We start from the raw sequence: 26,043 nt of genomic DNA on the forward strand, positions 1-26,043 counted from the left end.
AGCTCTGAACTGAAGCCCCAGTAAACGGCGGCCGTAACTATAACGGTCCTAAGGTAGCGAAATTCCTTGTCGGGTAAGTTCCGACCCGCACGAAAGGTGTAACGATTTGGGCACTGTCTCAACCAGAGACTCGGTGAAATTATAGTACCTGTGAAGATGCAGGTTACCCGCGACAGGACGGAAAGACCCCGTGGAGCTTTACTGTAGCCTGATATTGAATTTTGGTACAGTTTGTACAGGATAGGCGGGAGCCTTTGAAACCGGAGCGCTAGCTTCGGTGGAGGCGCTGGTGGGATACCGCCCTGACTGTATTGAAATTCTAACCTACGGGTCTTATCGACCCGGGAGACAGTGTCAGGTGGGCAGTTTGACTGGGGCGGTCGCCTCCTAAAGTGTAACGGAGGCGCCCAAAGGTTCCCTCAGAATGGTTGGAAATCATTCGTAGAGTGCAAAGGCATAAGGGAGCTTGACTGCGAGACCTACAAGTCGAGCAGGGACGAAAGTCGGGCTTAGTGATCCGGTGGTTCCGCATGGAAGGGCCATCGCTCAACGGATAAAAGCTACCCCGGGGATAACAGGCTTATCTCCCCCAAGAGTCCACATCGACGGGGAGGTTTGGCACCTCGATGTCGGCTCATCGCATCCTGGGGCTGTAGTCGGTCCCAAGGGTTGGGCTGTTCGCCCATTAAAGCGGTACGCGAGCTGGGTTCAGAACGTCGTGAGACAGTTCGGTCCCTATCCGTCGTGGGCGTAGGAAATTTGAGAGGAGCTGTCCTTAGTACGAGAGGACCGGGATGGACGCACCGCTGGTGTACCAGTTGTTCTGCCAAGGGCATAGCTGGGTAGCTATGTGCGGAAGGGATAAGTGCTGAAAGCATCTAAGCATGAAGCCCCCCTCAAGATGAGATTTCCCATAGCGTAAGCTAGTAAGATCCCTGAAAGATGATCAGGTTGATAGGTTCGAGGTGGAAGCATGGTGACATGTGGAGCTGACGAATACTAATAGATCGAGGACTTAACCATATAATATGTAGCAATGTTATCTAGTTTTGAAGGAATATGCCTTCATAGTTTGGTGATGATGGCAGAGAGGTCACACCCGTTCCCATACCGAACACGGAAGTTAAGCTCTCTAGCGCCGATGGTAGTTGGGACCTTGTCCCTGTGAGAGTAGGACGTCGCCAAGCAACTAAAAACACAAGTCAAAAGACTTGTGTTTTTTTGTGTTTTCAAACAGTATGCAAAAAGAAGTAATGGTAATACAAACACGTTGCCCAAGGATGAATCATATTATATAAGAGATTGATGTATATTTTTCTGTAAATTGTTAAGGAATAGAAGTATAAAATATGTCCATTTAAATAGGGAGGGAAAGATATGAAATCACAAAACGAAGTTTGTATTGTTTGTGAGACAGAAAGAAAAGAAGGGATATATGTTTATAATAATTTAATATGTTATGAATGTGAAAAGGACATGGTGAATACGGAAACAAATGATCCGAAGTATATATATTATTTAAAACAGCTTCGGAAATTAGAAGTATCATATTTTTAAATAGGCATATGCCTATTATTTTTTTTGTTCTGTATAATAGATAAAGAATGAAATAATAAGGAAGAGATATAGATGAATCAAAATCGCATACCTTTATATGAAGCATTAATAGAGTTTAAAGAAAGAAGGCCGTTATCCTTTCATGTCCCAGGTCATAAAAATGGTTTAAACTTCCCTCAGGAGGCGGTAGGAGAGTTTAAAGATATACTATCTATCGATGTAACTGAGTTGTCAGGATTAGATGATTTACATAGTCCGTTTGAATGTATAGATGAGGCACAACAATTATTAGCTGATGTATATGGAGTGAACAAAAGTTATTTTTTAATTAATGGCTCAACAGTCGGGAATCTAGCAATGATTTTGTCTTGTTGTGGGGAACATGATATTGTTCTTGTACAAAGAAATTGTCATAAATCCATTATTAATGGTTTAAAGTTAGCGGGAGCAAATCCTATTTTTTTAGATCCATGGATTGATGAGGCTTATAACGTACCAGTGGGAATTCATGATGAGATTATTAAGGAAGCAATTGAAAAATATCCGAATGCGAAAGCACTCATTTTAACGCATCCTAATTATTATGGTATGGGTATGGATTTAGAGGCAAGCATCGCTTATGCACATGCACATAAAATTCCTGTGTTAGTAGATGAAGCACATGGAGCTCATTTTTGTTTAGGCGGGGCATTTCCAAAGTCAGCGTTAGCATATGGTGCAGACATTGTAGTTCATTCTGCGCATAAAACATTACCCGCAATGACGATGGGATCCTATTTACATATAAATAGTCGCTTAGTGAAAGAAGAAAAAGTTTCTACTTATTTAAGTATGCTACAATCTAGTAGTCCATCGTATCCAATTATGACTTCTCTTGATATTGCACGCTTTACGATAGCGCGTATAAAAGAAAAGGGACATGATGAAATTGTCGAGTTTTTACGGGAATTTAAAGAAGAATTGAGTGCTATTCCACAAATAGCTATTTTACAATATCCATTACAAGACGAGCTAAAAGTTACCGTACAGACGCGTTGTCAATTATCAGGATACGAATTACAGTCTTTATTTGAAAAGGTTGGTATATATACAGAAATGGCAGATCCATATAATGTCTTATTTATTTTGCCTTTGCAAGTAAATAAGACATATATGAAGGCTATAGAGATGATCCGAGTGGCATTGCAATATTATGAGGTGAAAGACAAGACGGAATCTATTCGTTATACTTATAAAGGGGAAATTTCTCCTTTACCGTATACATATAAACAATTGGAAGAATACGAAACAAAAGTAGTATCTGTAGAAGAAGCAGTTGGGATGGTAGCAGCAGAAATGGTAATTCCGTATCCACCTGGTATTCCATTGATTATGTATGGGGAAAGAATTACTTCAGAACATAAAGAGCAAATTATGCATTTAGAGAAAGCTGGCGCTCGTTTTCAAGGCAGCACGAAATATATGAAAGTGTATGATATAGAAAGTAGGTTTTAGAATGAAGGGATTATTTGTAACAATTGAAGGTCCAGAAGGTTCGGGTAAAACAACGCTAATTCAAGGTTTATTGCCATACTTTGAACAAAAGGAACAAAAGGTAATGGCGACGAGAGAACCAGGTGGTATTGCAATTTCTGAGGATATTAGAACGATTTTGCATAAACAAGAATATACGATGATGGAAGCACGTACAGAGGCGTTGTTATATGCTGCTGCACGTAGACAGCATTTAGTAGAAAAAGTTATGCCGGCACTTAATGAGGATTACCTTGTATTATGTGATCGTTTTATAGATAGCTCTTTAGCATATCAAGGATATGCAAGAGGATTAGGTATGGATAAAGTATTTGAAATAAATCGTTTCGCAACAGAGGACTGTATGCCTAGTTTAACAATTTACTTAGATATTGAGCCAGAGGTTGGCTTAGCTCGAATTGCAAAAGATGCAGGACGTGAAGTGAATCGGTTAGATATGGAAGATATCTCTTTCCATAAACGTGTGCGTGAAGGGTATTTACAAGTTGTAGAACGTTTCTCGGATCGTATTGTATTGGTAAATGCTGATCAACCAATGGAAAAACTTATAGAAGAAGTTATTCAGGTTATAGAAGATAAATTGTTATAATAGAAGGAAAGAATGAAATAAGTGAGGTATGCATTATGATGAAGACGTGGGAGCAGCTTTCTGCTATACAACCCATCGGTGTAAAAATGTTGATGAATAGCATCGCAAAAGAGCGTATATCCCACGCTTACTTGTTAGAGGGAGGGAAAGGGACGGGAAAGTTTGCGACAGCAATTCAAATGGCAAAGAGTTTCCTCTGTTCTCAGCGGAATGGGGTAGAACCTTGTCATGTATGTACAAATTGTAAGCGAATTGATTCAGGTAACCACCCAAACTTACATATTGTAAAACCAGACGGATTATCTATTAAGAAGCAGCAAATTCATGATTTACAAGAAGAGTTTTCCAAAACAGGATTAGAAGCAAATAAAAAAGTATATGTTATTGAGCACGCAGACCGTATGACGGCAAACGCAGCGAATACACTGTTGAAATTTTTAGAAGAACCAAGTAGTGATACAACAGCTATTCTACTTACTGAACAAAGTCATCAAATTTTAAATACGATTTTATCTCGCTGTCAAGTTGTTACATTTAGACCGTTACCTACGGAATCTTTAATTAGAAGATTACAGGATGAAGGTATTACGGCATCTTTATCAACACTTGCTGCACAACTTACGAATAGTTTTGATGAAGCTTTAGCTTTATGTAGTGATGAATGGTTTGCACAAGCACGAGCTTTAGTGATAAAATTATGTGAAGCGCTCGAAAAAGATAAAGCCTCTATTTTTTTTGTACAAGAAAAATGGGGAAAACACTTTAGAGAGAAAGAGCAATTACAGCAAGGTTTAGATATGTTACTCCTTATTTATAAGGATTTATTATATGTTCAACTTGGAGAAGAAGATCGTCTTGTTTTTCATGAGCAGAAAGAGATGTTTGAATCTTTCTCCTACGCTCAGAAGCGCATTGTATCAGCTCTCTTTAATATATTAGAGGCAAAAAATAGAATCAACGCTAATGTAAATGCGCAGCTTGTGTTCGAACAGTTAGTGTTGCGGTTGCAGGAGGGATGACCGTTTTGTATGATGTAGTAGGTGTTCGCTTTAAGAAGGCCGGAAAGGTGTATTACTTTGATCCGAATCAGTTCGATATCTCTGAAAATGAGTTTGTAATTGTAGAAACGGTAAGAGGTATTGAATACGGAAAAGTAGTTATTACCAAAAAGCAAGTTGATGAAAACGACGTTGTATTACCACTAAAAAAGGTTATTCGCATTGCAAATGAAAACGATCGTACCATTGTTGAAGAGAACAAACATGCTGCAAAAGAAGCATATCAAGTTTGTCAGCAAAAGGTAGTAGAACATAATCTTGATATGAAACTTGTAGATGTAGAGTATACGTTCGATCGCAATAAAATTATTTTCTACTTTACTGCGGATGGTCGGATTGATTTTCGCGAACTAGTGAAGGACTTAGCAGCAATTTTTAGGACAAGAATTGAACTAAGACAAATCGGTGTTCGTGATGAAGCGAAAATGCTTGGTGGTATTGGTCCATGTGGTCGTATGCTTTGTTGTTCTACTTTTTTAGGGGATTTTGAACCTGTATCCATTAAGATGGCAAAGGATCAAAATTTATCATTAAATCCTGCAAAAATCTCTGGTTTATGTGGTCGCTTAATGTGTTGCTTAAAATATGAGAACGATGAATATGAGGCAGCAAAGGAACAACTTCCTGATTTAGATCAACGTATACAAACCCCGCATGGTACTGGCCGTGTTATCGGATTAAATATTTTAGAAAGATTAATTCAAGTGGAACTAGTAGACAAGGAACGGATAGTAGAATATACGTTAGATGAGTTAGTGAATAAAGGGGTCGTTTCGAGTCAAACCACAGATTAATGAGGTGGGTGCTTGTGGAGAAAAAAGATATTTTTGCATCGGTTTCTAGTATGGAAGAGCAAATTGGACATTTATACAAACAGTTGGGAGAATTAAAACAACATCTTGCAGAGTTACTGGAAGAAAACCAACATATAAAAATGGAAAATGAAAATTTGCGACACCGCTTTGAAGAAGTACAGATTAAAGAAAAACAAAAAGCTCAAAAACGTAAAGAAGTGAAGCCGAAGACAGATATTGGTGAAGGCTACGATAATTTAGCAAGACTATATCAAGAAGGTTTTCATATTTGTAATCTGCATTATGGAAGTGTACGTAAAGAGGGAGATTGTTTATTCTGCCTGTCATTTTTAAATAAAAAGTGAAATTACCTTTCCAATAATAATTGGAAAGGTAATTTTTTATACATGAGAGTAGAATCGAATATGTTTTTTATTAGTAGAAGATGAAATAGGGTAGGTTAAGTGTAAGAAAAGGAGCAACATATGAATTTATATGAAGATGAACGTTTAGATTACTTATTAGCACAAGATTTGAAGATTATACAAAGCCCATCAGTATTTAATTTCTCGTTAGATGCTGTTTTACTTGCAGACTTTGCTTGGGTGCCAATTCAAAAAGGTAATTTACTTGATTTGTGTACAGGTAATGCAGTTGTGCCCCTTCTATTAAGTACAAGGACGAAAGGGAATATTACTGGTGTAGAAATTCAAGAACGCTTATATGATATGGGAATAAGAAGTGTCCAATACAATAAGTTGGAAGAAAGAATTCACTTAATACACGGGGATTTGAAAGATATGCCGGAGAAACTTGGGCGTCATCAATATGATGTTGTCACATGTAATCCGCCTTATTTCCAAACACCTGCAACTTCTGAAAAAAATATGAATGAACATTTAGCGATAGCTCGTCATGAAATTATGTGTACACTAGAGGATGTTGTATCTGCAAGTAGTCAGCTAGTAAAGCAAGGCGGGAAAGTAGCATTTGTACATCGTCCAGGTCGTTTATTAGATATTGTTACATTAATGCGTAAATACAAAATTGAACCGAAGCGTGTACGATTTGTTTATCCTAAGGCAGGGAAAGAAGCGAATACATTGTTAATTGAAGGAATTAAGGACGGAAACGCAGATTTGAAAATATTGCCACCTCTTTTTGTATATGAAGAAAATAATGAATATACAAAGGAGATTCGTTCTATTTTATATGGAGAAGAATAAGCATTGTTTTTATGTAGTGGAGTGCTCTGATGGAAGTTACTATGCTGGATATACAAATCATATAGAGAAGCGGATTGAGACCCATAATAGCGGAAAAGGGGCTAAGTATACGCGTGCTAGACTTCCTGTTGCTTTAAAGTACGTAGAATTTCATGAAGATAAGCGTACAGCTATGCAAGCAGAGTATTATTTTAAGCAATTAAATAGAAAACAAAAAGAAGAATATATGCAAAAAGGAGAACGCTATGTGGCAACAAAAAAGCTTTCAACAAAGTGAAAAGGGAGTTTTATATTTAGTACCAACTCCTATTGGAAATTTAGAAGATATGACATTTCGTGCAATCCGAATTTTAAAAGAAGCGGATTTAATTGCTGCTGAAGATACGAGACAAACGAAAAAACTTTGTAATTATTTTGAAATTGAAACGCCTGTTATGAGTTACCACGAGCATAATAAAGAAGTAAGTGGAAAGAAAATATTAGAGAAGTTAGATGAAGGAAAGACTATAGCACTTGTTAGTGACGCTGGTATGCCGTGTATTTCCGATCCAGGCTATGATATTGTTGTCGAGGCAGTAGCTGAGCAATATCATGTAATCCCGCTTCCTGGGGCAAATGCAGCCCTTACAGCATTAATTGCATCAGGACTTGAAACAAAACAGTTTTATTTCTATGGGTTTTTACAAAGAAATAAAAAAGAAAGAAAAATGGAGTTAGAGAAGCTTCGTTACATACAAACTACAATGATGTTTTATGAAGCGCCTCACCGCCTGGATGATACTTTAATCTCGATGCAAGAAGTATTGGGAAATAGAGAAATCGTATTATGCCGAGAGTTAACGAAAAAATTCGAGGAATTTATTCGAGGAACAGTTGAAGAAGCAATTGAGTGGACGAAACAAAATGAAGTTCGTGGTGAGTTTTGTATTTTAGTAGCTGGTTCAACGGAAGAACCTGCTCCAGAAGAACAATGGTGGGAATCTATTTCAGTATATAATCATATTGAACATTATATAAACGAAAAAGGTATGAATTCAAAAGAGGCGATAAAAACAGTCGCTAAAGATCGAGATTTGTCGAAACGCGATGTATATCAAATCTATCATGTCGATAAAAAATAAGCTTCTCATAATTGAGAAGCTTATTTTGCTGTTTCGATATAATCTTGAAGCTCGTTTAAGATTTGCTCAGCGCCTTCTTTGCTTAAGATAATTTTACCTTCAGCTAAAGATAGGTTACCATCAGATACTTCACCAGTTACTTGGCAAGTCATGTTTGGCTTATATTTTTTTAAGATGATTTTCTCGTCATCAACATAGATTTCAAGAGCATCCTTTTCTGCAATACCTAAAGTACGGCGTAATTCGATCGGAATTACTACACGACCTAATTCATCAACTTTACGAACGATACCAGTAGATTTCATAATTCTTTTCCTCCTAAAGAAATAGTTTATAAGTTTCGAGTCTATTTTTAGATTCGTCATTTTTCGACAAAATACCCTATGGACATATGATACCAATCATTTACATTTCCGTCAATTCTTTAATTCTATATTTTTTAAAAAGATTTATAGATTTCTTACTTCTTATATATAATAGAGTTTGAGTAATTTCTACTATTATTTCACTTTATTTTCGGAAAAATCAAGAAATTATAGGTAATGACTGTATATTTTCTTGAAATATGAGTAATAGATGATAAATATAAAAATATGAACTTGTTTTTATCCTGCATTAACGAGTAGTAAGATTCTAAATTTTAAATTCGGCTGGGCCAAAGAAGTTAAGTGGAAGTCGGATTGCTCGTAAAAGTCCGATTGGTGTGGGTTGATAATCCGTGGGAATGAACAAGACCCTCACAGATTAAAGTTTCACTTTATATATAAGTTTTTGATATACTATTTATAAATACATATGAGGTTATCCGGGAGGTCCAAAACAATGACAAAGGAAAACAAATCCTTTTATATTACTACCCCAATTTATTATCCAAGTGGAAAATTACACATTGGACATGCTTATACAACAGTAGCAGGAGATGCGATGGCACGATATAAGCGTATGCAAGGATATAATGTTCATTATTTAACAGGAACTGATGAGCATGGACAGAAGATCCAAAAGAAAGCAGAAGAATTAAATGTTACACCACAAGCATATGTGGATAACATCGTTGCAGGAATTAAAGAACTTTGGGAGAAGATGGATATCTCCTATGATGACTTTATCCGTACAACGGAAGATCGTCATAAAGATGTTGTCGAAAAAATCTTCAAGCAACTAGTAGATCAAGGTGATATTTATCTTGATGAATATGAAGGTTGGTATTCTGTACAAGATGAGACATTCTATACAGAGCATCAATTAGTAGATCCAATTATGGAAGGTGACAAAGTAGTTGGGGGAAAAAGTCCGGACAGTGGTCATGATGTAGAACTTGTTCGTGAAGAATCATATTTCTTTAGAATGGGTAAATATGTTGACAGACTATTAAAGTTCTATGAAGAGAATCCACATTTCATTCAGCCAGAGTCTCGTAAGAATGAAATGATTAATAACTTTATTAAACCAGGATTGGAAGATTTAGCAGTTTCCCGTACTTCATTTGACTGGGGAGTTCGTGTTCCAGGTAATCCGAAACACGTTATTTACGTATGGGTTGACGCATTATCTAACTACATTACAGCATTAGGTTATGGAACAGAAAATGAAGAGATGTATAAGAAGTTCTGGCCAGCAGATGTGCATTTAGTTGGAAAAGAAATCGTTCGTTTCCATACGATTTATTGGCCAATCATTTTAATGGCATTAGATTTACCTCTTCCGAAAAAAGTCTTTGCTCACGGTTGGATTTTAATGAAGGATGGAAAGATGAGTAAGTCAAAAGGAAATGTAGTAGATCCAGTTACATTAATTGATCGTTACGGATTAGATGCATTACGTTATTACTTACTTCGTGAAGTTCCATTTGGATCTGATGGCGTATTCACACCAGAAGGATTTGTGGAGCGTATTAATTTCGATTTAGCAAATGACTTAGGTAACTTATTAAATCGTACAGTAGCTATGATTGATAAGTACTTTAACGGAGAAATCCCTGCATTTAAAGAAAATGTAACGGAATTTGATGAAACGTTAGTAACATTTGCGAAAGATACATTGAAAAAAGTGGAAGAAGCAATGGAGAATATGGAATTCTCTGTAGCTCTAAGCTCAATTTGGCAATTGGTTAGCCGTACGAATAAATATATTGACGAAACACAACCGTGGGTATTAGCGAAAGATGAGAATGATCGCGAAAAGTTAGCCTCTGTAATGGCTCACTTAGCAGAAGTACTTCGTCAAACGGGTATTATGCTTATGCCATTCTTAACAGTAGCACCAAGCAAAATGTTTGCTCAGCTTGGCCTTACTGATGAAGCACATATATCTTGGGGAAGCCTATCTACAATCGGCTGTATTCCAGCTGGAACAAAAGTAGAAAAAGGACAACCAATTTTCCCTCGTTTAGAAATGGACGTGGAAGTGGCGTACATTAAAGAACAAATGAAAGCCTCTGCTCCTAAAGTAGAAGAGAAAAAAGAAGAAGAACCGAAGGCAGAAGAAATTACAATTGATGATTTCTTTAAAGTAGAATTGCGTGTAGCTGAAGTTCTATCTGCGGAACCTGTGAAAAAAGCAGACAAGTTGTTAAAAATTCAACTAGACTTAGGTACAGAAAAGCGTCAAGTTGTTTCTGGAATTGCAAAATTCTATTCGCCAGAAGACCTAAAAGGTAAAAAGGTTATTTGTGTAACAAATTTAAAACCTGTAAAATTACGCGGTGAATTATCGCAAGGTATGATTTTAGCGGGTGAAGAGAATGGCGTATTGTCATTAGCATCGATTGACCAAAATCTACCAAATGGTACAAAAATTAAGTAATTAAGACAAGAAAAGAGATGTTTCACGTGTAACATGTGTGAAGCGTCTTTTTTCTTTTTACACTCTCAATTTTTGCATTAAGATTGTAGTATTGTTATCGTTAAGTTATAAAAGAGCTTATTTACGTAGAATAAATTTGATTTCAATATAAAAGGAGTTATGTATTATGTTGTTTGATACACATTCACATTTGAATGCAGAGCAATTTGAAGAAGACTTACAAGAAGTTATTGCCCGAATGAAAGAAGCGGGGGTTACTTATACAGTTGTTGTTGGTTTTGATGAAGTAACGATAAAAAAGGCGATTGAATTAGCTGAAGCCTATGATTTTATTTATGCCGCGGTTGGATGGCATCCAGTTGATGCAATCGACATGACAGAAGAGCATTTAGCTTGGTTAGAAGAACTTGCTTCTCATCCTAAAGTCGTTGCACTTGGAGAAATGGGCTTAGATTATCACTGGGATAAGTCTCCAAAAGAAATACAGAAAGAAGTATTCCGTAAACAAATTGCATTAGCGAAAAAAGTAAAATTACCGATTATTATACATAACCGCGATGCAACTCAAGATATTGTTGATATTCTAGAAGAAGAGAATGCAGCTGAAGTAGGGGGTATTATGCATTGCTTTAGCGGTAGCGTAGAGGTAGCAGAGCGATGTGTTGATATGAACTTTTTAATTTCGTTAGGTGGACCAGTTACATTTAAAAACGCTAAGAAACCGAAAGAAGTTGCTACGGAGATTCCATTAGAGAAATTATTAATAGAGACGGATTGTCCGTATTTAACACCGCATCCATTTCGCGGGAAACGAAATGAACCAAGTTATGTAAAACTCGTAGCAGAAGAAATTGCGAACTTAAAAGGAATTTCTTATGAAGAGGTAGCGGAAGTAACAACTAAGAATGCAAAAGCTTTATTTGGTGTCGAATAAAAAGAATGGGGGAGCCCATTCTTTTTATTTTTTGAGAAACAGAATAGTAGAAGTGGTAGAGAAAACGAGGGTGAATGAGTAAGTGTTACAATAAGGAGAAAGAACAAAGTTTTGGACATTCTATTTTTTAAAATGTAACAATGGGGAAAATAATAATGGAAAAGTCGTCATTTTTTTGTTTTACTAAGTAGAGACGAAACGAGTGTGGAGGCAAGCATGAAAATTAAAGAGATTATCGTTGTAGAAGGTAAAGATGATACAGTCGCGATTAAGCGTGCTGTTGATGCGGATACAATTGAAACGAACGGTTCAGCAATCGGTGATCATGTTATTGAACAAGTTAAATTAGCGCTGCAAAAACGAGGCGTTATTATTTTCACAGATCCGGATTATCCTGGAGAGCGTATTCGAAAAATTATTTCTGATAAGGTGCCTGGATGTAAACATGCTTTTTTACCGAAGGAAGAAGCACTTGCTAAGAGGAAAAAAGGTGTCGGGATTGAACATGCTTCTGATGAATCAATTCGCCGTGCTTTAGAGAATATACATGAAGAAATGGAAGCTTACACAAGTGAAATCAGTTGGAGCGATTTAGTCGATGCAGGTTTAGTGGGCGGAGAAATGGCAAAGAGTCGCAGAGAAAGAATAGGTAAGCTATTAAAGATTGGTTATACAAACGCAAAACAGTTACATAAACGTTTACAAATGTTTCAAGTTTCAAAAGAATCATTTGCAGAAGCTTATAAGCAAGTCATACAGGAGGAAAGAAAATGAAGGATATCGCAACGCCAAATCGTACGAAAGATATTGTTGAAAAGTATGGATTTTCATTCAAAAAAAGTTTAGGACAAAATTTTTTAATTGATACGAATGTATTAAATCGTATCGTTGATCACGCTGAAATTGGTTCAGAAAGTGGTGCAATTGAAATTGGACCAGGTATCGGTGCATTAACAGAACAATTAGCGAAGCGTGCTAAAAAAGTAGTGGCTTTTGAAATTGATCAAAGGTTATTACCGATTTTAGATGAGACGTTAGCTCCATATGGCAACGTTACTGTTATCAATAAAGATGTACTAAAGGCAGATGTACATGAGGTGTTTAGTGAGCAATTTGAAGAAGGGCAAGATGTAATGGTAGTAGCTAACTTACCATACTATATTACGACGCCAATTTTATTTAAATTGCTGGAAGAGAAATTACCGGTTCGTGGTTTCGTTGTTATGATGCAAAAAGAAGTTGGGGATCGTTTAGCGGCTAAGCCTGGAACGAAAGAGTATGGCTCTTTATCCATTGCTATTCAGTATTATACAGAGGTAGAAACAGTTATGACTGTACCGCGTACAGTGTTTGTGCCACAACCGAATGTTGATTCTGCAATTATTCGCCTCCTAAAGCGTCCTAAACCAGTGGTAGAAGTAACAGATGAGACATTCTTCTTTGAAGTAGTACGAGCAAGTTTTGCACAGCGTCGTAAAACTTTAATGAATAATTTATCAAATAATTTAAATGGTTTCCCGAAAGATAAAGAGCTGTTGAATCGGATTTTAACAGAAGTAGGAATTGATCCAAAACGAAGAGGCGAAACACTATCTATCGAAGAGTTTGCGACATTAAGTAATGCATTAGTTCTGCATAAGTTATCATAAGGGTACAAAAGGGACAGTTCAATTTGAACTGTCCCTTTTGTCACCTTTCTCCTCCTAAATTCATACTTTAAAAACAGGTAAGATGGCCTAACGAGTTTGGAGGTAGGAGAATGGCTTTACATGTTGGAGAATTAGTGGAACGATATTCTCATAATAGGGATATCCTTTTTCGTATTATAGAAATAAAAGGCGAGATAGCTATATTGTTTGGAGAGGAAATTAGATTAGTGGCAGATGCGCCACTTGAAGATTTAATTAGTATAGATCAACGAGAACATAAAAAGAGAGCGAAGCGTGAGAAAGAAACAATGGAGCGGACGTATCGTTTGTTTCAACAAGATTACGTATTAATGAAACAAAGGCATGAACACACTTCAACTGGTGGATATACAAGTGAAGTGAATTATTTTCAAATGCCAGGGCGTGTCTTGCATATAGATGGAGACCCGTTATATTTGCGCAAGTGCCTAGATTTATATAATAAAATTGGTGTTCCTGTACAAGGTATTCATTGTAAAGAAACAGAGATGCATGAAAAGGTAGTAGATTTAATAGATCATTTTCGTCCGGACATTTTAGTTATTACAGGGCACGATGCGTATACAAAATCAAAAGGCGTAAAGGGAGATTTAGCAGCCTATAGGCATTCAAGGCATTTTGTACAGGCTGTTCGAGAAGTGAGAAAAAAATATCCATCATTGGATCAACTCGTTATTTTTGCTGGGGCATGTCAATCACACTTTGAAGCATTAATTCGAGCAGGCGCTAATTTTGCTAGTTCCCCATCTAGAATTAATATTCACGCACTAGATCCTGTATATGTGGTTGGTAAAATTAGTTTTACGTCATTTATGGAAAGGGTTAATGTATGGGATGTTGTACGTAATACGATTACTGGTGAAAAGGGGCTTGGCGGGATTGAGACGAGGGGGATTTTACGAACTGGATTACCTTTTCAACATTATGAAGAATAAGCAAGGTACATATGTATCTTGCTTTTTTATTTGGAGAGGATTTAAATCAGTTTGGATAAAAAGAGACAAGAACGCACAGACTACATAATGATACTTTTACAATATAGTATTTCTTCTATCTATTCGAACGCATGATGCTTTTATAATGATATTGTCTGTGAGTTGCGGTTAATAATTGGGATAGATATATCGTGTTTTAAGTGTTCAATCTAAATTACAGCGAGGTGTAACGAAGTATATGTCAAAACGTTTAGATGAAATTAAAAGCGAATTAGATCACCATCTTGGACAGAGACTGATGTTAAAGGCGAACAGTGGGAGAAGAAAAACTGTAGAACAATCGGGTGTACTTGCAGAAACGTACCGTTCTGTTTTTGTTGTACAACTGGATCAACAAGAAGATGCGTTACAACGTGTATCGTATAGTTATGCGGATGTTTTAACAGAGACAGTAGAGTTAACATTTTATGGTGAACCTCATAATGAAGTGATTTTATAATTCATGTATCGTTACATATATTCCCACAAATGAAAAGCTATATTATTTTGCATACTAATGATACCGTAGCAAAATAAGGAGGGACTCTGCATTGAGTAGACGAAGAGGTGTCATGTCGAATCAATTTAAAGAAGAGCTTGCAAAAGAGTTGGGCTTTTATGATGTTGTTCAGAAAGAAGGATGGGGCGGAATTCGTGCGAAAGATGCTGGTAACATGGTGAAACGTGCTATAGAAATTGCAGAACAGCAATTAATGAAACAAAACCAGTAGTTGTAAGATACTTTCTATGCTACGGTAGCCGAGGAGTGATTCCTCGGCTTTTTGTACTATAAAAGGTGCCATCATTTTACATAAGTAGTTTCATTCTGAATGCTTTTCGTTATAATTAGGGAAGTGTCATCGTCTTACTATAAATTTATGGTAAAATAAACGATAAAAGATTGAGTACATAGAGTGGGTGAATAGATTGAAGCTACTAGTGAAAGCACCAGCAAAGATTAATCTGTCGTTAGATGTACTGGGAAAAAGACAAGACGGATATCATGAAGTGAAAATGATTATGACAACAATTGATTTAGCGGATCGTTTAGAACTAATGGAATTAGCAGAAGACCGTATTGAAATTTTATCCCATAATCGGTATGTCCCAGACGACCAAAGAAATCTGGCTTATCAAGCAGCGAAATTATTAAAAGAGAAGTTTAATGTGAAAAAAGGTGTATCTATTACTATTGAAAAAACGATTCCAGTAGCAGCTGGATTAGCGGGTGGAAGTAGTGATGCAGCAGCGACATTACGTGGCCTTAATAAATTATGGAATTTAGGGCTTACAATTGATCAGTTAGCAGAGCTTGGCGCAGAAATTGGGTCAGACGTATCGTTTTGCGTATATGGTGGGACAGCAATTGCCACTGGAAGAGGGGAGCAGATTGAGCACATAAAAACTCCACCTTCTTGTTGGGTTATTTTAGCAAAACCCCATATTGGTGTATCTACTGCTGATGTGTATGGAAATTTAAAGTTAAATCGAGTTACACATCCAAATGTAGATAAAATGGTGGATGTCATAAATGCTGGAGACTACAAAGGGATTTGTGATACTGTCGGTAACGTTTTAGAAGATGTAACGTTTGCGATGCATCCTGAAGTTGCACGTATTAAGGCACAGATGAAGCGATTTGGAGCAGATGCCGTATTAATGAGTGGTAGTGGTCCAACTGTATTCGGTCTTGTGCACCATGATTCGCGAATGCATCGTATATATAACGGATTAAAAGGATTTTGTGAACAAGTATACGCAGTACGTTTATTAGGAGAGCGAGAAACGCTTGAATAAAGACGTATAATACGTTATGATTTGTTTAGAATATTCGTGATTTGAGGTGAGAGTATGAAAATTAGACGAAGTACAAGATTGGTTGATATGACTTATTACTTGTTACAAAACCCTCGTCAGCTAGTTTCTCTCACTTTTTTTGCTGAAAGGTATCAATCAGCTAAGTCTTCTATTAGTGAAGATTTAGTTATTATTAAGCAAACGTTTGAACAACAAGGGGTCGGCACATTGCAAACGATACCAGGAGCAGCAGGAGGAGTGAAATATATACCATATATAAGTGAAGAAGAGGCAGATCTAATTATTGGTGAGCTGTGTAGCTTATTTGAAAATCCAGATCGTATTTTGCCTGGTGGTTACTTATATATGACAGATCTTTTAAGTAATCCTCGTCATATTAATGGCGCAGGTCGTTTGTTTGCTTCTGTTTTTGCTAGGCAACCAATTGATGCAGTTATGACGGTGGCAACGAAGGGGATCCCACTTGCATATGCAGTGGCGAACTACTTAGATGTACCGGTAGTGATTGCAAGAAAAGATAATAAGGTAACAGAAGGCCCCACTGTTAGTATTAACTATGTATCAGGTTCTTCTAAGCGAATTCAAACAATGACGTTAGCGAAGCGTAGCCTTCCAGAAGGATCCAATGTTTTAATTATTGATGACTTCATGAAAGCTGGCGGAACCATTCAAGGTATGATGAGTATGTTAGAAGAGTTTAAAGCTAATGTTGTTGGTATTGGTGTATTAGTAGAGTCTACGGATATTGAAGAAAGACTAATTAATAATTTTGTATCATTAATTCGTCTATCGGAAGTTGATGTGAAAGAAAAAGCGATTCAAGTGGAAAAGGGAAATTATTCACTGGCACCATTTGATGAAGGGCTTGTAGAGGCTGAGTAAAAAGGTAAAGCAAATAGCTTTATCTTTTTTTATTCTATTTATAAGTTATAAAATAGATGGACAAACTGCTTTTCGTGCACTATTTTTAAAGAGTAAAAATAAATAATAAAAGGGTGAAAAGTATGAAAGTTGTTCAAACAAACAATGCACCACAAGCGATTGGACCATATTCACAAGGGATTATTGTAAATAATATGTTTTACAGTTCAGGACAAATTCCGTTGACTGCAAGTGGAGAGCTTGTAGCAGGAGACGTAACAGTACAAACAGAGCAAGTATTTCAAAATTTACAAGCAGTATTAGAAGAAGCAGGTGCTTCATTTGATACGGTAGTAAAAACAACAGTATTCTTAAAAGACATGGATGATTTTAATGCTGTTAATGAAGTATATGGATCTTATTTCTCTGCTCATAAGCCAGCTCGTTCTTGCGTACAAGTAGCAAAATTACCGAAAGATGTTTCAGTTGAAATTGAAGTAATTGCCCTAGTTAAGTAATTCTTTGTAAGCGATAACCTCCACTAATCTCTATATTCAATTACACTAAAAATTTTTATCTTAAAAATTTTTAAAAAATTAAAGGGAAAATAGAAATTTTGTGGAATTTATACAAATATATCGCTTATTTAGAAAAGGGTGGTGAACACAAGATGGAAGTGACTGACGTAAGATTACGCCGCGTAAACACAGAAGGCCGCATGAGAGCAATTGCCTCTATTACTCTAGACCATGAATTTGTTGTTCATGATATTCGTGTAATTGATGGTAATAATGGATTATTTGTAGCAATGCCAAGTAAACGTACTCCAGATGGAGAATTCCGTGACATTGCACATCCAATTAATTCTGGTACACGCTCTAAAATTCAAGATGCGGTTTTAACAGAGTATCATCGTTTAGGCGAGTTAGAAGAGGTTGAGTTTGAAGAAGCGGGCGCTTCGTAAAATTCGAATGAAAAGGGCTTTTTAAAGGAAGCCCTATAATTTTGCAACAAACTCCTGTAAGCATTTACAGGGGTTTGTTTTTTTGTGTTTATACATATATCTCGTTTAGAAAATTCCGAATTAAATAAAATAAAGAGGGGAACTTCTAATTTTTTCAAAATCATTTTAAATAGTATAGCTTATTTCTTAAAAAAGATACTAAAGAGTAAAACATCTTATAAGAATTATGGTAAAATTTAATAGTTAAAATGTGTTTCTTGAAATATATGATGATTTAGGATAATATCGTTAATGGATAAATAGGTTGCGATGGAGGGTCTATATGTCAAACAGATTTGCAGTGATTCTAGCGGCAGGTAAAGGCACACGTATGAAGTCTAAGCTATACAAGGTGCTTCATCCTGTATGTGGAAAACCTATGGTACAACATGTTGTCGATCAAGTATCTCAATTAGGATTGCAGAAACTTGTAACAGTCGTAGGACATGGTGCTGAAATGGTACAAGAACAGCTAGGAAACGTAAGTGAGTTTGCATTACAAGCAGAACAACTTGGTACAGCGCATGCTGTAGATCAAGCTGCAAGTGTACTTGCAAACGAAGAAGGAACAACTTTAGTTATTTGTGGTGATACACCGCTAATAACTGCTGAAACGATGGAAGCATTACTTCAGCAACATAAAGAAGCAGGGGCAATGGCAACGGTATTAACAGCTTACATAGAAGAACCTGCTGGATATGGTCGTATCGTTCGTAATGAGAATGGTCATGTTGAAAAGATTGTTGAGCATAAGGATGCAAATGAGAAAGAATTAGCTATTAAAGAAATCAATACAGGTACGTATTGTTTTGATAATAAAGCTTTATTCGCTTCACTTTCTAAAGTTTCAAATGATAACGTACAAGGTGAATATTACCTGCCAGATGTTATTGAAATTTTAAAAAATGAAGGTCATATTGTATCAGCTTATCAAACAGAGCACTTCGATGAAACGTTAGGTGTTAACGACAGAGTCGCTCTATCGCAAGCGGAAATTATTATGAAAAACCGTATCAACCGAAAGAACATGGTAAATGGTGTTACTATTATTGATCCAAGTAACACGTATATTTCTGCTGATGCAATTATCGGTAGTGATACAGTTCTTCATCCAGGAACAATTATTGAGGGGAACACTGTAATTGGTTCTGATTGTGAGATTGGACCGCATACAGTAATTCGCGATAGTGAAATTGGAGATCGTACGACAATTCGTCAATCTACTGTACATGATAGTAAGCTTGGTACAGAAGTATCGGTTGGCCCATTTGCACATATTCGCCCAGATTCAGTTATTGGAGATGAAGTACGCGTTGGAAACTTCGTGGAAATCAAAAAAACTGTTTTTGGTAATAGAAGTAAAGCTTCACACTTAAGTTATATCGGGGATGCACAAGTTGGAGAAGACGTGAATCTTGGTTGTGGTTCAATTACGGTGAACTATGACGGTAAGAATAAATTTAAAACTGTGATTGGTAACGGGGTATTTATTGGATGTAATTCAAACCTTGTTGCTCCTGTAACAGTTGAAGATGGTGCTTATGTGGCAGCAGGCTCTACAATTACAGAGAATGTTCCATCAAAAGCATTATCTGTAGCACGTGCACGTCAAGTTAACAAAGAAGACTATGTTGATCAATTGCTGAATAAGAAAAAATCATAATGTGGAGGGTTAATCTAGATGTCGACTCAATATCTAAATTCTAATTTGAAAGTATTCTCTTTAAACTCTAATAAGGAACTTGCTGAGCAAATTGCAAAGCATATTGGAGTAGGACTAGGAAAATGTTCTGTTGATCGTTTTAGTGATGGAGAAGTTCAAATTAACATTGAAGAAAGTATCCGTGGTTGCGATGTATTCATTATTCAATCTACAAGCTTCCCAGTAAACGAACATATCATGGAATTACTTATTATGATCGATGCATTAAAGCGTGCATCTGCAAAAACAATTAATATTGTTATTCCTTACTATGGTTATGCGCGTCAAGACCGTAAAGCGCGTTCTCGTGAACCAATTACATCGAAACTTGTAGCAAACTTGCTTGAAACAGCAGGTGCAACTCGTGTAATCACTCTAGATTTACATGCTCCACAAATTCAAGGGTTCTTTGATATCCCAATCGACCACCTAATGGGTGTACCGATTCTTTCAGATTACTTTGAAACAAAAGGTCTTAAAGATATCGTAATCGTGTCACCTGACCACGGTGGAGTAACTCGTGCTAGAAAAATGGCAGATCGCCTAAAAGCACCAATCGCTATTATTGATAAGCGTCGTCCTCGTCCAAACGTATCTGAGGTAATGAACATTATCGGTAATATTGAAGGTAAAACAGCAATTTTAATTGATGACATCATTGATACAGCTGGTACAATTACATTAGCAGCAAACGCTCTTGTTGAGAACGGTGCTTCTGAAGTATATGCTTGCTGTACACACCCAGTATTATCTGGTCCAGCAATTGAGCGTATCCAAAACTCAAATATTAAAGAGTTAGTTGTAACGAACTCTATCGTATTACCAGAAGAGAAGAAAATCGACAAAGTACATGAACTTTCAGTTGCTCCACTAATCGGAGAAGCAATCATTCGTGTATACGAAGAAGAATCTGTAAGTGTATTATTCAATTAATTGGATAGAATGAGACGTAACCAAGATTGGTTACGTCTTTTCGTATCGAAAAAAGAAAGTAGTGGTACAAGAATGAAATTGATAGTAGGACTTGGGAACCCGGGTAGAGAATATGAATTAACAAGGCATAATATTGGATTTATGGCGATTGATGAACTTGCAAAGCGTTGGAATATTTCTTTGAACGAACAAAAGTTTAAAGGAGTATTTGGTGCAGGATTTGTTAATGGAGAAAAAGTAATCTTATTAAAGCCACTTACATATATGAATTTATCTGGGGAAAGTATTCGTCCGCTAATGGATTACTATAAAATTGATGTAGAGGACTTCGTTGTTCTGTACGATGATTTAGACATTCCTGTAGGTAAATTACGTCTTCGTATGAAAGGCAGTGCTGGTGGACATAATGGTGTGAAATCAACAATTTCACATTTAGGAACACAAGAGTTTCAACGTATCCGCATGGGAATCGATCGTCCGAAAAATGGAATGAAGGTAGTAGATTACGTATTAGGACGTTTTACATCGGAAGAAATTCCTGATGTAAATCATTCTATTGAAAAAGCAGCAGATGCATGTGAAGAGTGGTTAAATAAACCTTTTCTTCAAATTATGAATACTTTCAATAGTTAAGGGTACAATTGGGAATATTTTATTTTGTTTTTACCCATACTAGCAGTAATTGGATTTTTAGGAGGCTAGTATGGAAGGGTATTATTATTGCAGACATTGCGGGAGTAATGTAGGCTCCGTTACCGCAGAAAAAGTATATAGCGACGTTTTATTTCAACTAACAGAGCAAGAAGTAGTAGAGATGATTCATTTTCATGAGAATGGAAATATATATATAAAAACGATTTGTGAATTGTGTCAAGAAACGCTCGCATCTTATCCTGAGTATTATGAATATGAAAAATTTCTGCAATAAAATGTTGTCGCTTTGGCATGTCCAAAGCATTTTTCTGTTTTCTTTTTCCAAAATATTTGCATAAAATATAGTGGCTTGCTCTTTATGTTGAGAGGGGTTTTGAAAATGATAGGTTTATTAGAGCAATTTTATAAAAATGAAGAGATCCAATCGGTCATTAATGGATTAGAAGATGGTTTAAAAGAGCAACTTGTATCAGGTATGGCAACCTCTTCTCGTTCGTTATTAATGGCGGCCTTATATAAAAAAACAAAAAAATCACAACTTATTGTGACGCATAATTTATATCAAGCACAAAAAGTACATGAAGATTTAGTGGCGTTACTTGGTGAAAAGGATGTATGGCTATATCCAGTAAATGAATTGATAGCATCAGAACTTGGTGTTGCAAGCCCAGAATTGAAGGCGCAACGTATTGAAGTGTTAAATCGCTTAGCTGCAGGAGAACATGGGATTATTGTAGCACCAGTTGCAGGACTACGCAGATTTTTACCAATGAAAGAGTTGTGGAAGCAAAGGCAAATCGAAATCAATCTAGGGCAAGAGATTGATTTAGATACATTCTTGCATACTTTACATCATATCGGCTATGAGCGTAAGTCTATGGTAGAAGCTCCTGGAGAATTTAGTTTACGCGGGGGAATATTAGATATTTATCCACTAACTGAAGAGCTACCATTTCGTATTGAATTTTTCGATACAGAAGTTGATTCTATTCGATTATTTGATGTGGATGAACAGCGCTCTCAAGATAAAAAAGAAAGTGTTAGATTTGGTCCAGCAACAGAGTTTTTATTTTCGCAGGAAGAATTGAAATCGGGAATTAAGCATCTTGAAGAAGGCCTGACTAAGACGATGCAAAAACTTTCCGATGATAAGTTGAAGACTACAGTGCTTGAGACGGTAAGTCATGAAATTGAGATGTTAAAAAACGGGCAAAGTATAGAACAGATGTTTAAATATTTATCTATTTTCTATAACGAACCTGCTAGTCTGATAGATTATTTACCAGAAGATGGTGTTGTGATTTTAGATGAGATTTCACGTATTCAAGAAACAGCATCACATCTTGAAACAGAAGAGGCGGAATGGTATATATCCCTTCTTGGTGAGGGAACAATTATTCAAGATTTAACTTTCTCTCATTCGTTTGAAGAATTTCTTCATCATAAAAAAAGAAGCTTTGTATATTTAACGTTATTCTTACGTCATATAGCACATACACATCCACAAAACATTGTGAATGTGACATGTAAAACAATGCAAGATTTCCATGGGCAGATGCAGTTGTTGAAAACTGAAATTGATAGATGGAACGAAGGGCATTTTACGACTGTTGTGCTAGGTACAGATGATGAACGTGTGAAAAAACTACAACATATTTTAAGTGATTATGATATTGAGGCAGATATTGTAGAGGGCACAGATATATTGTTGCCTGGAAGGTTACAAATTGCTGTAGGTGATTTGCATGCAGGATTTGAAATGCCGATGCAAAAGCTTGTTGTCATTACTGAAAAAGAGCTTTTTCATAAGAAAGTTAAAAAATCACAACGTAAGCAAAAGTTATCGAATGCTGAACGTATTAAAAGTTATTCGGAATTAAAAGTTGGGGATTATGTAGTTCATGTAAATCATGGTATAGGTAAATTCTTAGGTATTGAGACATTAGAGATTAACGGTGTTCATAAAGATTATCTAAACATTAAATATCAAGGTAATGATAAGTTATACGTTCCAATTGAACAAATTGACCAAGTGCAAAAATATGTAGGATCTGAAGGTAAGGATCCGAAAGTTTATAAACTGGGTGGAAATGATTGGAAGAAGGTCAAAACGAAAGTTGAAAAATCTGTACAAGACATTGCGGATGACCTAATTAAACTATATGCTGAGCGCGAAGCTTCAAAGGGTTATGCATTTACACCAGATACAGCAGAACAGCAAGAATTTGAGTCGTCTTTCCCGTATCAAGAGACAGAGGATCAATTGCGTTCTATTGAAGAGATTAAAAAGGATATGGAACGCGGACGTCCAATGGATAGGCTTCTTTGTGGTGATGTAGGATATGGAAAGACGGAAGTAGCTATTCGTGCGGCGTTTAAAGCAATTATGGATGAAAAACAAGTTGCAATTTTAGTGCCGACAACGATCCTTGCACAACAACACTATGAAACAATTCGAGAGCGTTTTCAAGATTATCCAATCAATATAGGGTTATTAAGTAGATTCCGTACGAGAAAGCAGCAAAATGAAACCATTAAAGGTTTAAAAGATGGCACGGTAGATATTGTAATCGGAACGCATCGTATTTTATCTAAAGATGTTACTTATAAAGATTTAGGTCTTCTCATTATTGATGAAGAACAAAGATTTGGCGTAACGCATAAAGAAAAAATTAAACAATTAAAAGCAAATGTTGACGTATTAACATTAACGGCAACTCCGATTCCGCGTACGCTCCATATGTCTATGCTTGGTGTGCGTGATTTATCTGTTATTGAGACGCCGCCGGAAAATCGTTTCCCGGTTCAAACATATGTAGTAGAGTATAATCCAGCATTAATGCGAGAAGCGATAGAACGGGAGCTTGCAAGAGGTGGTCAAGTTTACTTCCTATATAATCGTGTAGAGGATATCGAACGAAAAGCAGATGAAATTTCGATGTTAGTTCCAGATGCGCGTGTAACTTATGCACATGGGAAAATGAACGAGAGTGAATTAGAGTCTGTTATGCTATCGTTTTTAGAAGGACAGCATGATGTTCTTGTAAGTACAACGATTATTGAGACGGGTGTAGATATTCCAAATGTAAATACATTAATTGTATTTGATGCAGATCGTATGGGATTATCACAGTTGTATCAGCTTCGTGGGCGTGTTGGACGTTCTAATCGTGTTGCATATGCTTACTTTGCATACAAACGGGATAAAGTGTTATCGGAAGTTGCGGAGAAGCGCCTGCAAGCCATTAAGGAGTTCACAGAGCTTGGATCTGGTTTCAAAATTGCGATGCGAGATTTATCAATTCGTGGTGCTGGTAACTTGTTAGGAGCCGAACAACATGGATTTATTGATTCTGTCGGATTTGATTTATATTCTCAAATGTTAAAAGATGCAATTGAACAGCGTAGAGGAACAGACGGAGTTGAAAATACAGTTAATGTTGAAATTGATTTAGAAGTAGATGCATATTTACCGGATGCTTATATTTCTGATAGTAAACAAAAAATTATGATGTATAAACAGTTTAGAGGTGTTTCTGCAATTGAGGATATTGAAGAGTTGCAGGAAGAGATGATAGATAGATTTGGTGATTACCCGCAAGAAGTTGGTTACTTATTGCAAATCGCAAATATTAAAGTATTAGCAATGAAAGAACAAATTGAATTAATTAAGCAAAATAAATTTGAAGTAACAATTCTGTTCTCAGAACAAGCGAGTCAAAACATTGATGGCGGAAAATTATTCATGCTTGGAAATAGTTTTGGACGAATGATCGGTCTAGGAATGGAAGGATCACAATTGAAAATCGTCATGAAAACAAATGGCTTAGAGACATCGAAGTGGTTAACAATTGCTGAAAATTTATTAAAAGGCTTGCCAGATGTAAAAAAAGAAGTCATAAATGCCTAATATTAGATAAAAAAATGCAATTCGACGTGCATAGAAGAACTAATGTGTAAAATACTATGTCTAACAGTTGGTGATTTTTACATGAACAGGTAAATTCACCACTTTCATCATCAGTAGAAAGTGAGGCAGCATTAGAATGAAAGCAACTGGAATCGTACGTCGAATTGATGATTTAGGTAGGGTAGTAATCCCGAAGGAAATTCGTAGAACTTTACGTATTCGAGAAGGGGACCCACTAGAAATATTTGTAGATCGCGATGGAGAAGTAATTTTAAAGAAATATTCTCCAATTAGCGAGCTAGGTGATTTTGCAAAAGAATATGCAGATGCTTTATATGATAGCTTAGGACATAATGTGCTTGTATGTGATCGAGATTCTATTATCGCAGTATCAGGTGTATCAAAAAAAGAATACTTAAATAAAAGCGTTGGCGATCTAATTGAAAAAACGATGGAAGAAAGAAAGTCTGTTATTATGACGGACGAAAGTGATATTTCCATTATTGATGGTGTAACAGAAAAGGTTCATTCTTATACAGTTGGGCCGATTGTTGCAAATGGAGACCCAATTGGGGCTGTCATTATTTTTTCAAAAGAAGCGATTATAAGCGAAATAGAGCACAAGGCGGTCAATACTGCTGCCAGTTTCTTAGCGAAACAAATGGAACAGTAAAGGTGTATGATTTTAGAAGTAGCAATCTTTCCTAATTATGATATTTCTTCTTGAGAAATCAATTATTTGGAGATATATGTATATTGAATGAAGGTAGCGCTTTGCTACCTTTTTTCATTGAATATTTCTAACGTTGCACGAACGTATTCTTACTTGTGTAGGTAAGGAAGCTTGTCCTTTTCTTTATGATATAATACGAGGGGTGAGAAT

27 protein-coding genes and 2 rRNA genes (1 of these 29 running past the window's edge) are annotated in these 26,043 nt (G+C 36.3%); 28 read left to right on the plus strand and 1 reads right to left on the minus strand.

Going from position 1 to position 26,043, the window contains the following annotated elements:
• The 11 genes from NST14_RS00165 to rsmI all read left to right on the plus strand — a co-directional run.
• A 23S ribosomal RNA gene (locus tag NST14_RS00165) occupies positions 1 to 1,023 on the plus strand (it extends 1,900 nt beyond the left edge of the window).
• 48 nt (positions 1,024 to 1,071) lie between these two features.
• Positions 1,072 to 1,187, plus strand: a 5S ribosomal RNA gene (gene rrf / locus NST14_RS00170).
• A gap of 190 nt (positions 1,188 to 1,377) precedes the next feature.
• Entirely contained in the window at positions 1,378 to 1,557 is a 180-nt protein-coding gene (locus NST14_RS00175; RefSeq protein ID WP_000842028.1) for a sigma factor G inhibitor Gin, read from the plus strand.
• A gap of 72 nt (positions 1,558 to 1,629) precedes the next feature.
• Positions 1,630 to 3,051 (plus strand): aminotransferase class I/II-fold pyridoxal phosphate-dependent enzyme, encoded by a 1,422-nt coding sequence (locus NST14_RS00180; protein ID WP_001075268.1) that lies wholly within the window; start codon positions 1,630 to 1,632, stop codon positions 3,049 to 3,051.
• Between the two features lies 1 nt (position 3,052).
• Positions 3,053 to 3,679, plus strand: a complete 627-nt coding sequence (gene tmk / locus NST14_RS00185; RefSeq protein ID WP_000677229.1) for a dTMP kinase — start codon at positions 3,053 to 3,055, stop codon at positions 3,677 to 3,679.
• Positions 3,680 to 3,714: 35 nt separating this feature from the next.
• On the plus strand, positions 3,715 to 4,698 hold the full coding sequence (holB, locus tag NST14_RS00190) for a DNA polymerase III subunit delta' (protein ID WP_000978582.1): 984 nt from the start codon (positions 3,715 to 3,717) through the stop codon (positions 4,696 to 4,698).
• Between the two features lie 5 nt (positions 4,699 to 4,703).
• Positions 4,704 to 5,531, plus strand: coding sequence for a PSP1 domain-containing protein (locus tag NST14_RS00195; protein ID WP_000272429.1), 828 nt, complete (start codon positions 4,704 to 4,706; stop codon positions 5,529 to 5,531).
• A gap of 14 nt (positions 5,532 to 5,545) precedes the next feature.
• On the plus strand, positions 5,546 to 5,896 hold the full coding sequence (yabA, locus tag NST14_RS00200) for a DNA replication initiation control protein YabA (RefSeq protein ID WP_000412054.1): 351 nt from the start codon (positions 5,546 to 5,548) through the stop codon (positions 5,894 to 5,896).
• Between the two features lie 120 nt (positions 5,897 to 6,016).
• Positions 6,017 to 6,757 carry a tRNA1(Val) (adenine(37)-N6)-methyltransferase gene (locus tag NST14_RS00205; protein ID WP_001055351.1) on the plus strand — a complete coding sequence of 247 codons (741 nt, stop codon included), beginning with the start codon at positions 6,017 to 6,019 and terminating at the stop codon, positions 6,755 to 6,757.
• A complete protein-coding gene (locus NST14_RS00210; protein WP_000414340.1) occupies positions 6,744 to 7,034 on the plus strand; it encodes a GIY-YIG nuclease family protein in 291 nt (96 codons plus the stop codon). Before NST14_RS00205 ends, NST14_RS00210 begins: the two co-directional genes overlap by 14 nt.
• The gene (rsmI, locus tag NST14_RS00215) at positions 7,003 to 7,878 is read left to right on the plus strand and encodes a 16S rRNA (cytidine(1402)-2'-O)-methyltransferase (protein ID WP_000267828.1); all 876 of its coding nucleotides are present in this window, start codon (positions 7,003 to 7,005) and stop codon (positions 7,876 to 7,878) included. Before NST14_RS00210 ends, rsmI begins: the two co-directional genes overlap by 32 nt.
• Positions 7,879 to 7,898: 20 nt before the next feature.
• Here the strand turns inward: rsmI and NST14_RS00220 are convergent, their stop codons facing one another.
• Positions 7,899 to 8,183: an AbrB/MazE/SpoVT family DNA-binding domain-containing protein gene (locus tag NST14_RS00220; protein ID WP_000843036.1), complete on the minus strand. Its 285-nt coding sequence runs from the start codon at positions 8,181 to 8,183 to the stop codon at positions 7,899 to 7,901.
• A gap of 517 nt (positions 8,184 to 8,700) precedes the next feature.
• Between NST14_RS00220 and metG the strand changes: the two genes are divergently transcribed.
• The 17 genes from metG to spoVT all read left to right on the plus strand — a co-directional run bounded on the left by metG (position 8,701) and on the right by spoVT (position 25,833).
• On the plus strand, positions 8,701 to 10,683 hold the full coding sequence (gene metG / locus NST14_RS00225) for a methionine--tRNA ligase (protein WP_000159679.1): 1,983 nt from the start codon (positions 8,701 to 8,703) through the stop codon (positions 10,681 to 10,683).
• A gap of 166 nt (positions 10,684 to 10,849) precedes the next feature.
• Positions 10,850 to 11,617, plus strand: a complete 768-nt coding sequence (locus tag NST14_RS00230; RefSeq protein ID WP_000895831.1) for a TatD family hydrolase — start codon at positions 10,850 to 10,852, stop codon at positions 11,615 to 11,617.
• 216 nt (positions 11,618 to 11,833) lie between these two features.
• Positions 11,834 to 12,391, plus strand: a complete 558-nt coding sequence (rnmV, locus tag NST14_RS00235) for a ribonuclease M5 (RefSeq protein ID WP_341118052.1) — start codon at positions 11,834 to 11,836, stop codon at positions 12,389 to 12,391.
• Complete coding sequence (gene rsmA / locus NST14_RS00240; RefSeq protein WP_074606815.1) at positions 12,388 to 13,266, plus strand: 16S rRNA (adenine(1518)-N(6)/adenine(1519)-N(6))-dimethyltransferase RsmA; 879 nt, start codon at positions 12,388 to 12,390, stop codon at positions 13,264 to 13,266. The genes rnmV and rsmA overlap by 4 nt, the downstream gene beginning before the upstream one ends.
• Positions 13,267 to 13,376: 110 nt before the next feature.
• A complete protein-coding gene (gene yabG / locus NST14_RS00245) occupies positions 13,377 to 14,240 on the plus strand; it encodes a sporulation peptidase YabG (RefSeq protein WP_001173738.1) in 864 nt (287 codons plus the stop codon).
• 238 nt (positions 14,241 to 14,478) lie between these two features.
• On the plus strand, positions 14,479 to 14,739 hold the full coding sequence (veg, locus tag NST14_RS00250) for a biofilm formation stimulator Veg (protein ID WP_000044349.1): 261 nt from the start codon (positions 14,479 to 14,481) through the stop codon (positions 14,737 to 14,739).
• 91 nt (positions 14,740 to 14,830) lie between these two features.
• A complete protein-coding gene (gene sspF / locus NST14_RS00255; RefSeq protein WP_001985066.1) occupies positions 14,831 to 15,010 on the plus strand; it encodes an acid-soluble spore protein SspF in 180 nt (59 codons plus the stop codon).
• Between the two features lie 196 nt (positions 15,011 to 15,206).
• Positions 15,207 to 16,076: a 4-(cytidine 5'-diphospho)-2-C-methyl-D-erythritol kinase gene (gene ispE, locus NST14_RS00260; RefSeq protein ID WP_000772094.1), complete on the plus strand. Its 870-nt coding sequence runs from the start codon at positions 15,207 to 15,209 to the stop codon at positions 16,074 to 16,076.
• A gap of 54 nt (positions 16,077 to 16,130) precedes the next feature.
• Positions 16,131 to 16,979, plus strand: coding sequence for a pur operon repressor (purR, locus tag NST14_RS00265; RefSeq protein ID WP_000702473.1), 849 nt, complete (start codon positions 16,131 to 16,133; stop codon positions 16,977 to 16,979).
• Between the two features lie 122 nt (positions 16,980 to 17,101).
• Positions 17,102 to 17,476 carry a RidA family protein gene (locus tag NST14_RS00270; RefSeq protein ID WP_000869808.1) on the plus strand — a complete coding sequence of 125 codons (375 nt, stop codon included), beginning with the start codon at positions 17,102 to 17,104 and terminating at the stop codon, positions 17,474 to 17,476.
• Between the two features lie 152 nt (positions 17,477 to 17,628).
• Complete coding sequence (spoVG, locus tag NST14_RS00275; RefSeq protein WP_000454041.1) at positions 17,629 to 17,922, plus strand: septation regulator SpoVG; 294 nt, start codon at positions 17,629 to 17,631, stop codon at positions 17,920 to 17,922.
• Positions 17,923 to 18,244: 322 nt separating this feature from the next.
• A complete protein-coding gene (gene glmU, locus NST14_RS00280) occupies positions 18,245 to 19,624 on the plus strand; it encodes a bifunctional UDP-N-acetylglucosamine diphosphorylase/glucosamine-1-phosphate N-acetyltransferase GlmU (protein ID WP_000071036.1) in 1,380 nt (459 codons plus the stop codon).
• Between the two features lie 18 nt (positions 19,625 to 19,642).
• Positions 19,643 to 20,596: a ribose-phosphate diphosphokinase gene (locus NST14_RS00285; RefSeq protein ID WP_000107420.1), complete on the plus strand. Its 954-nt coding sequence runs from the start codon at positions 19,643 to 19,645 to the stop codon at positions 20,594 to 20,596.
• A 72-nt stretch (positions 20,597 to 20,668) separates the two neighbouring features.
• Positions 20,669 to 21,229 carry an aminoacyl-tRNA hydrolase gene (gene pth / locus NST14_RS00290; protein ID WP_001979768.1) on the plus strand — a complete coding sequence of 187 codons (561 nt, stop codon included), beginning with the start codon at positions 20,669 to 20,671 and terminating at the stop codon, positions 21,227 to 21,229.
• A 70-nt stretch (positions 21,230 to 21,299) separates the two neighbouring features.
• Positions 21,300 to 21,524, plus strand: coding sequence for an anti-sigma-F factor Fin (locus NST14_RS00295; protein ID WP_000399440.1), 225 nt, complete (start codon positions 21,300 to 21,302; stop codon positions 21,522 to 21,524).
• Positions 21,525 to 21,629: 105 nt separating this feature from the next.
• Positions 21,630 to 25,160, plus strand: a complete 3,531-nt coding sequence (gene mfd / locus NST14_RS00300; protein WP_229143713.1) for a transcription-repair coupling factor — start codon at positions 21,630 to 21,632, stop codon at positions 25,158 to 25,160.
• Positions 25,161 to 25,296: 136 nt separating this feature from the next.
• Entirely contained in the window at positions 25,297 to 25,833 is a 537-nt protein-coding gene (spoVT, locus tag NST14_RS00305; protein WP_000648302.1) for a stage V sporulation protein T, read from the plus strand.
• Positions 25,834 to 26,043: the final 210 nt, after the last annotated feature.

Source organism: Bacillus sp. FSL W8-0519 (assembly GCF_038005585.1).
Taxonomy (GTDB): domain Bacteria; phylum Bacillota; class Bacilli; order Bacillales; family Bacillaceae_G; genus Bacillus_A; species Bacillus_A paranthracis.

Coding starts and splice junctions, on each gene's coding strand:
- NST14_RS00285 (WP_000107420.1), top strand. CDS start 19,643: ATGTCGACTCAATATCTAAATTCTAATTTGAAAGTATTCTCTTTAAAC.
- spoVT (WP_000648302.1), top strand. CDS start 25,297: ATGAAAGCAACTGGAATCGTACGTCGAATTGATGATTTAGGTAGGGTA.
- NST14_RS00270 (WP_000869808.1), top strand. CDS start 17,102: ATGAAAGTTGTTCAAACAAACAATGCACCACAAGCGATTGGACCATAT.
- metG (WP_000159679.1), top strand. CDS start 8,701: ATGACAAAGGAAAACAAATCCTTTTATATTACTACCCCAATTTATTAT.
- rnmV (WP_341118052.1), top strand. CDS start 11,834: ATGAAAATTAAAGAGATTATCGTTGTAGAAGGTAAAGATGATACAGTC.
- NST14_RS00175 (WP_000842028.1), top strand. CDS start 1,378: ATGAAATCACAAAACGAAGTTTGTATTGTTTGTGAGACAGAAAGAAAA.
- yabG (WP_001173738.1), top strand. CDS start 13,377: ATGGCTTTACATGTTGGAGAATTAGTGGAACGATATTCTCATAATAGG.
- NST14_RS00220 (WP_000843036.1), bottom strand. CDS start 8,183: ATGAAATCTACTGGTATCGTTCGTAAAGTTGATGAATTAGGTCGTGTA.
- NST14_RS00180 (WP_001075268.1), top strand. CDS start 1,630: ATGAATCAAAATCGCATACCTTTATATGAAGCATTAATAGAGTTTAAA.
- veg (WP_000044349.1), top strand. CDS start 14,479: ATGTCAAAACGTTTAGATGAAATTAAAAGCGAATTAGATCACCATCTT.
- NST14_RS00230 (WP_000895831.1), top strand. CDS start 10,850: ATGTTGTTTGATACACATTCACATTTGAATGCAGAGCAATTTGAAGAA.
- NST14_RS00210 (WP_000414340.1), top strand. CDS start 6,744: ATGGAGAAGAATAAGCATTGTTTTTATGTAGTGGAGTGCTCTGATGGA.
- spoVG (WP_000454041.1), top strand. CDS start 17,629: ATGGAAGTGACTGACGTAAGATTACGCCGCGTAAACACAGAAGGCCGC.
- NST14_RS00295 (WP_000399440.1), top strand. CDS start 21,300: ATGGAAGGGTATTATTATTGCAGACATTGCGGGAGTAATGTAGGCTCC.
- NST14_RS00205 (WP_001055351.1), top strand. CDS start 6,017: ATGAATTTATATGAAGATGAACGTTTAGATTACTTATTAGCACAAGAT.
- glmU (WP_000071036.1), top strand. CDS start 18,245: ATGTCAAACAGATTTGCAGTGATTCTAGCGGCAGGTAAAGGCACACGT.
- rsmI (WP_000267828.1), top strand. CDS start 7,003: ATGTGGCAACAAAAAAGCTTTCAACAAAGTGAAAAGGGAGTTTTATAT.
- purR (WP_000702473.1), top strand. CDS start 16,131: ATGAAAATTAGACGAAGTACAAGATTGGTTGATATGACTTATTACTTG.
- tmk (WP_000677229.1), top strand. CDS start 3,053: ATGAAGGGATTATTTGTAACAATTGAAGGTCCAGAAGGTTCGGGTAAA.
- mfd (WP_229143713.1), top strand. CDS start 21,630: ATGATAGGTTTATTAGAGCAATTTTATAAAAATGAAGAGATCCAATCG.
- pth (WP_001979768.1), top strand. CDS start 20,669: ATGAAATTGATAGTAGGACTTGGGAACCCGGGTAGAGAATATGAATTA.
- holB (WP_000978582.1), top strand. CDS start 3,715: ATGATGAAGACGTGGGAGCAGCTTTCTGCTATACAACCCATCGGTGTA.
- rsmA (WP_074606815.1), top strand. CDS start 12,388: ATGAAGGATATCGCAACGCCAAATCGTACGAAAGATATTGTTGAAAAG.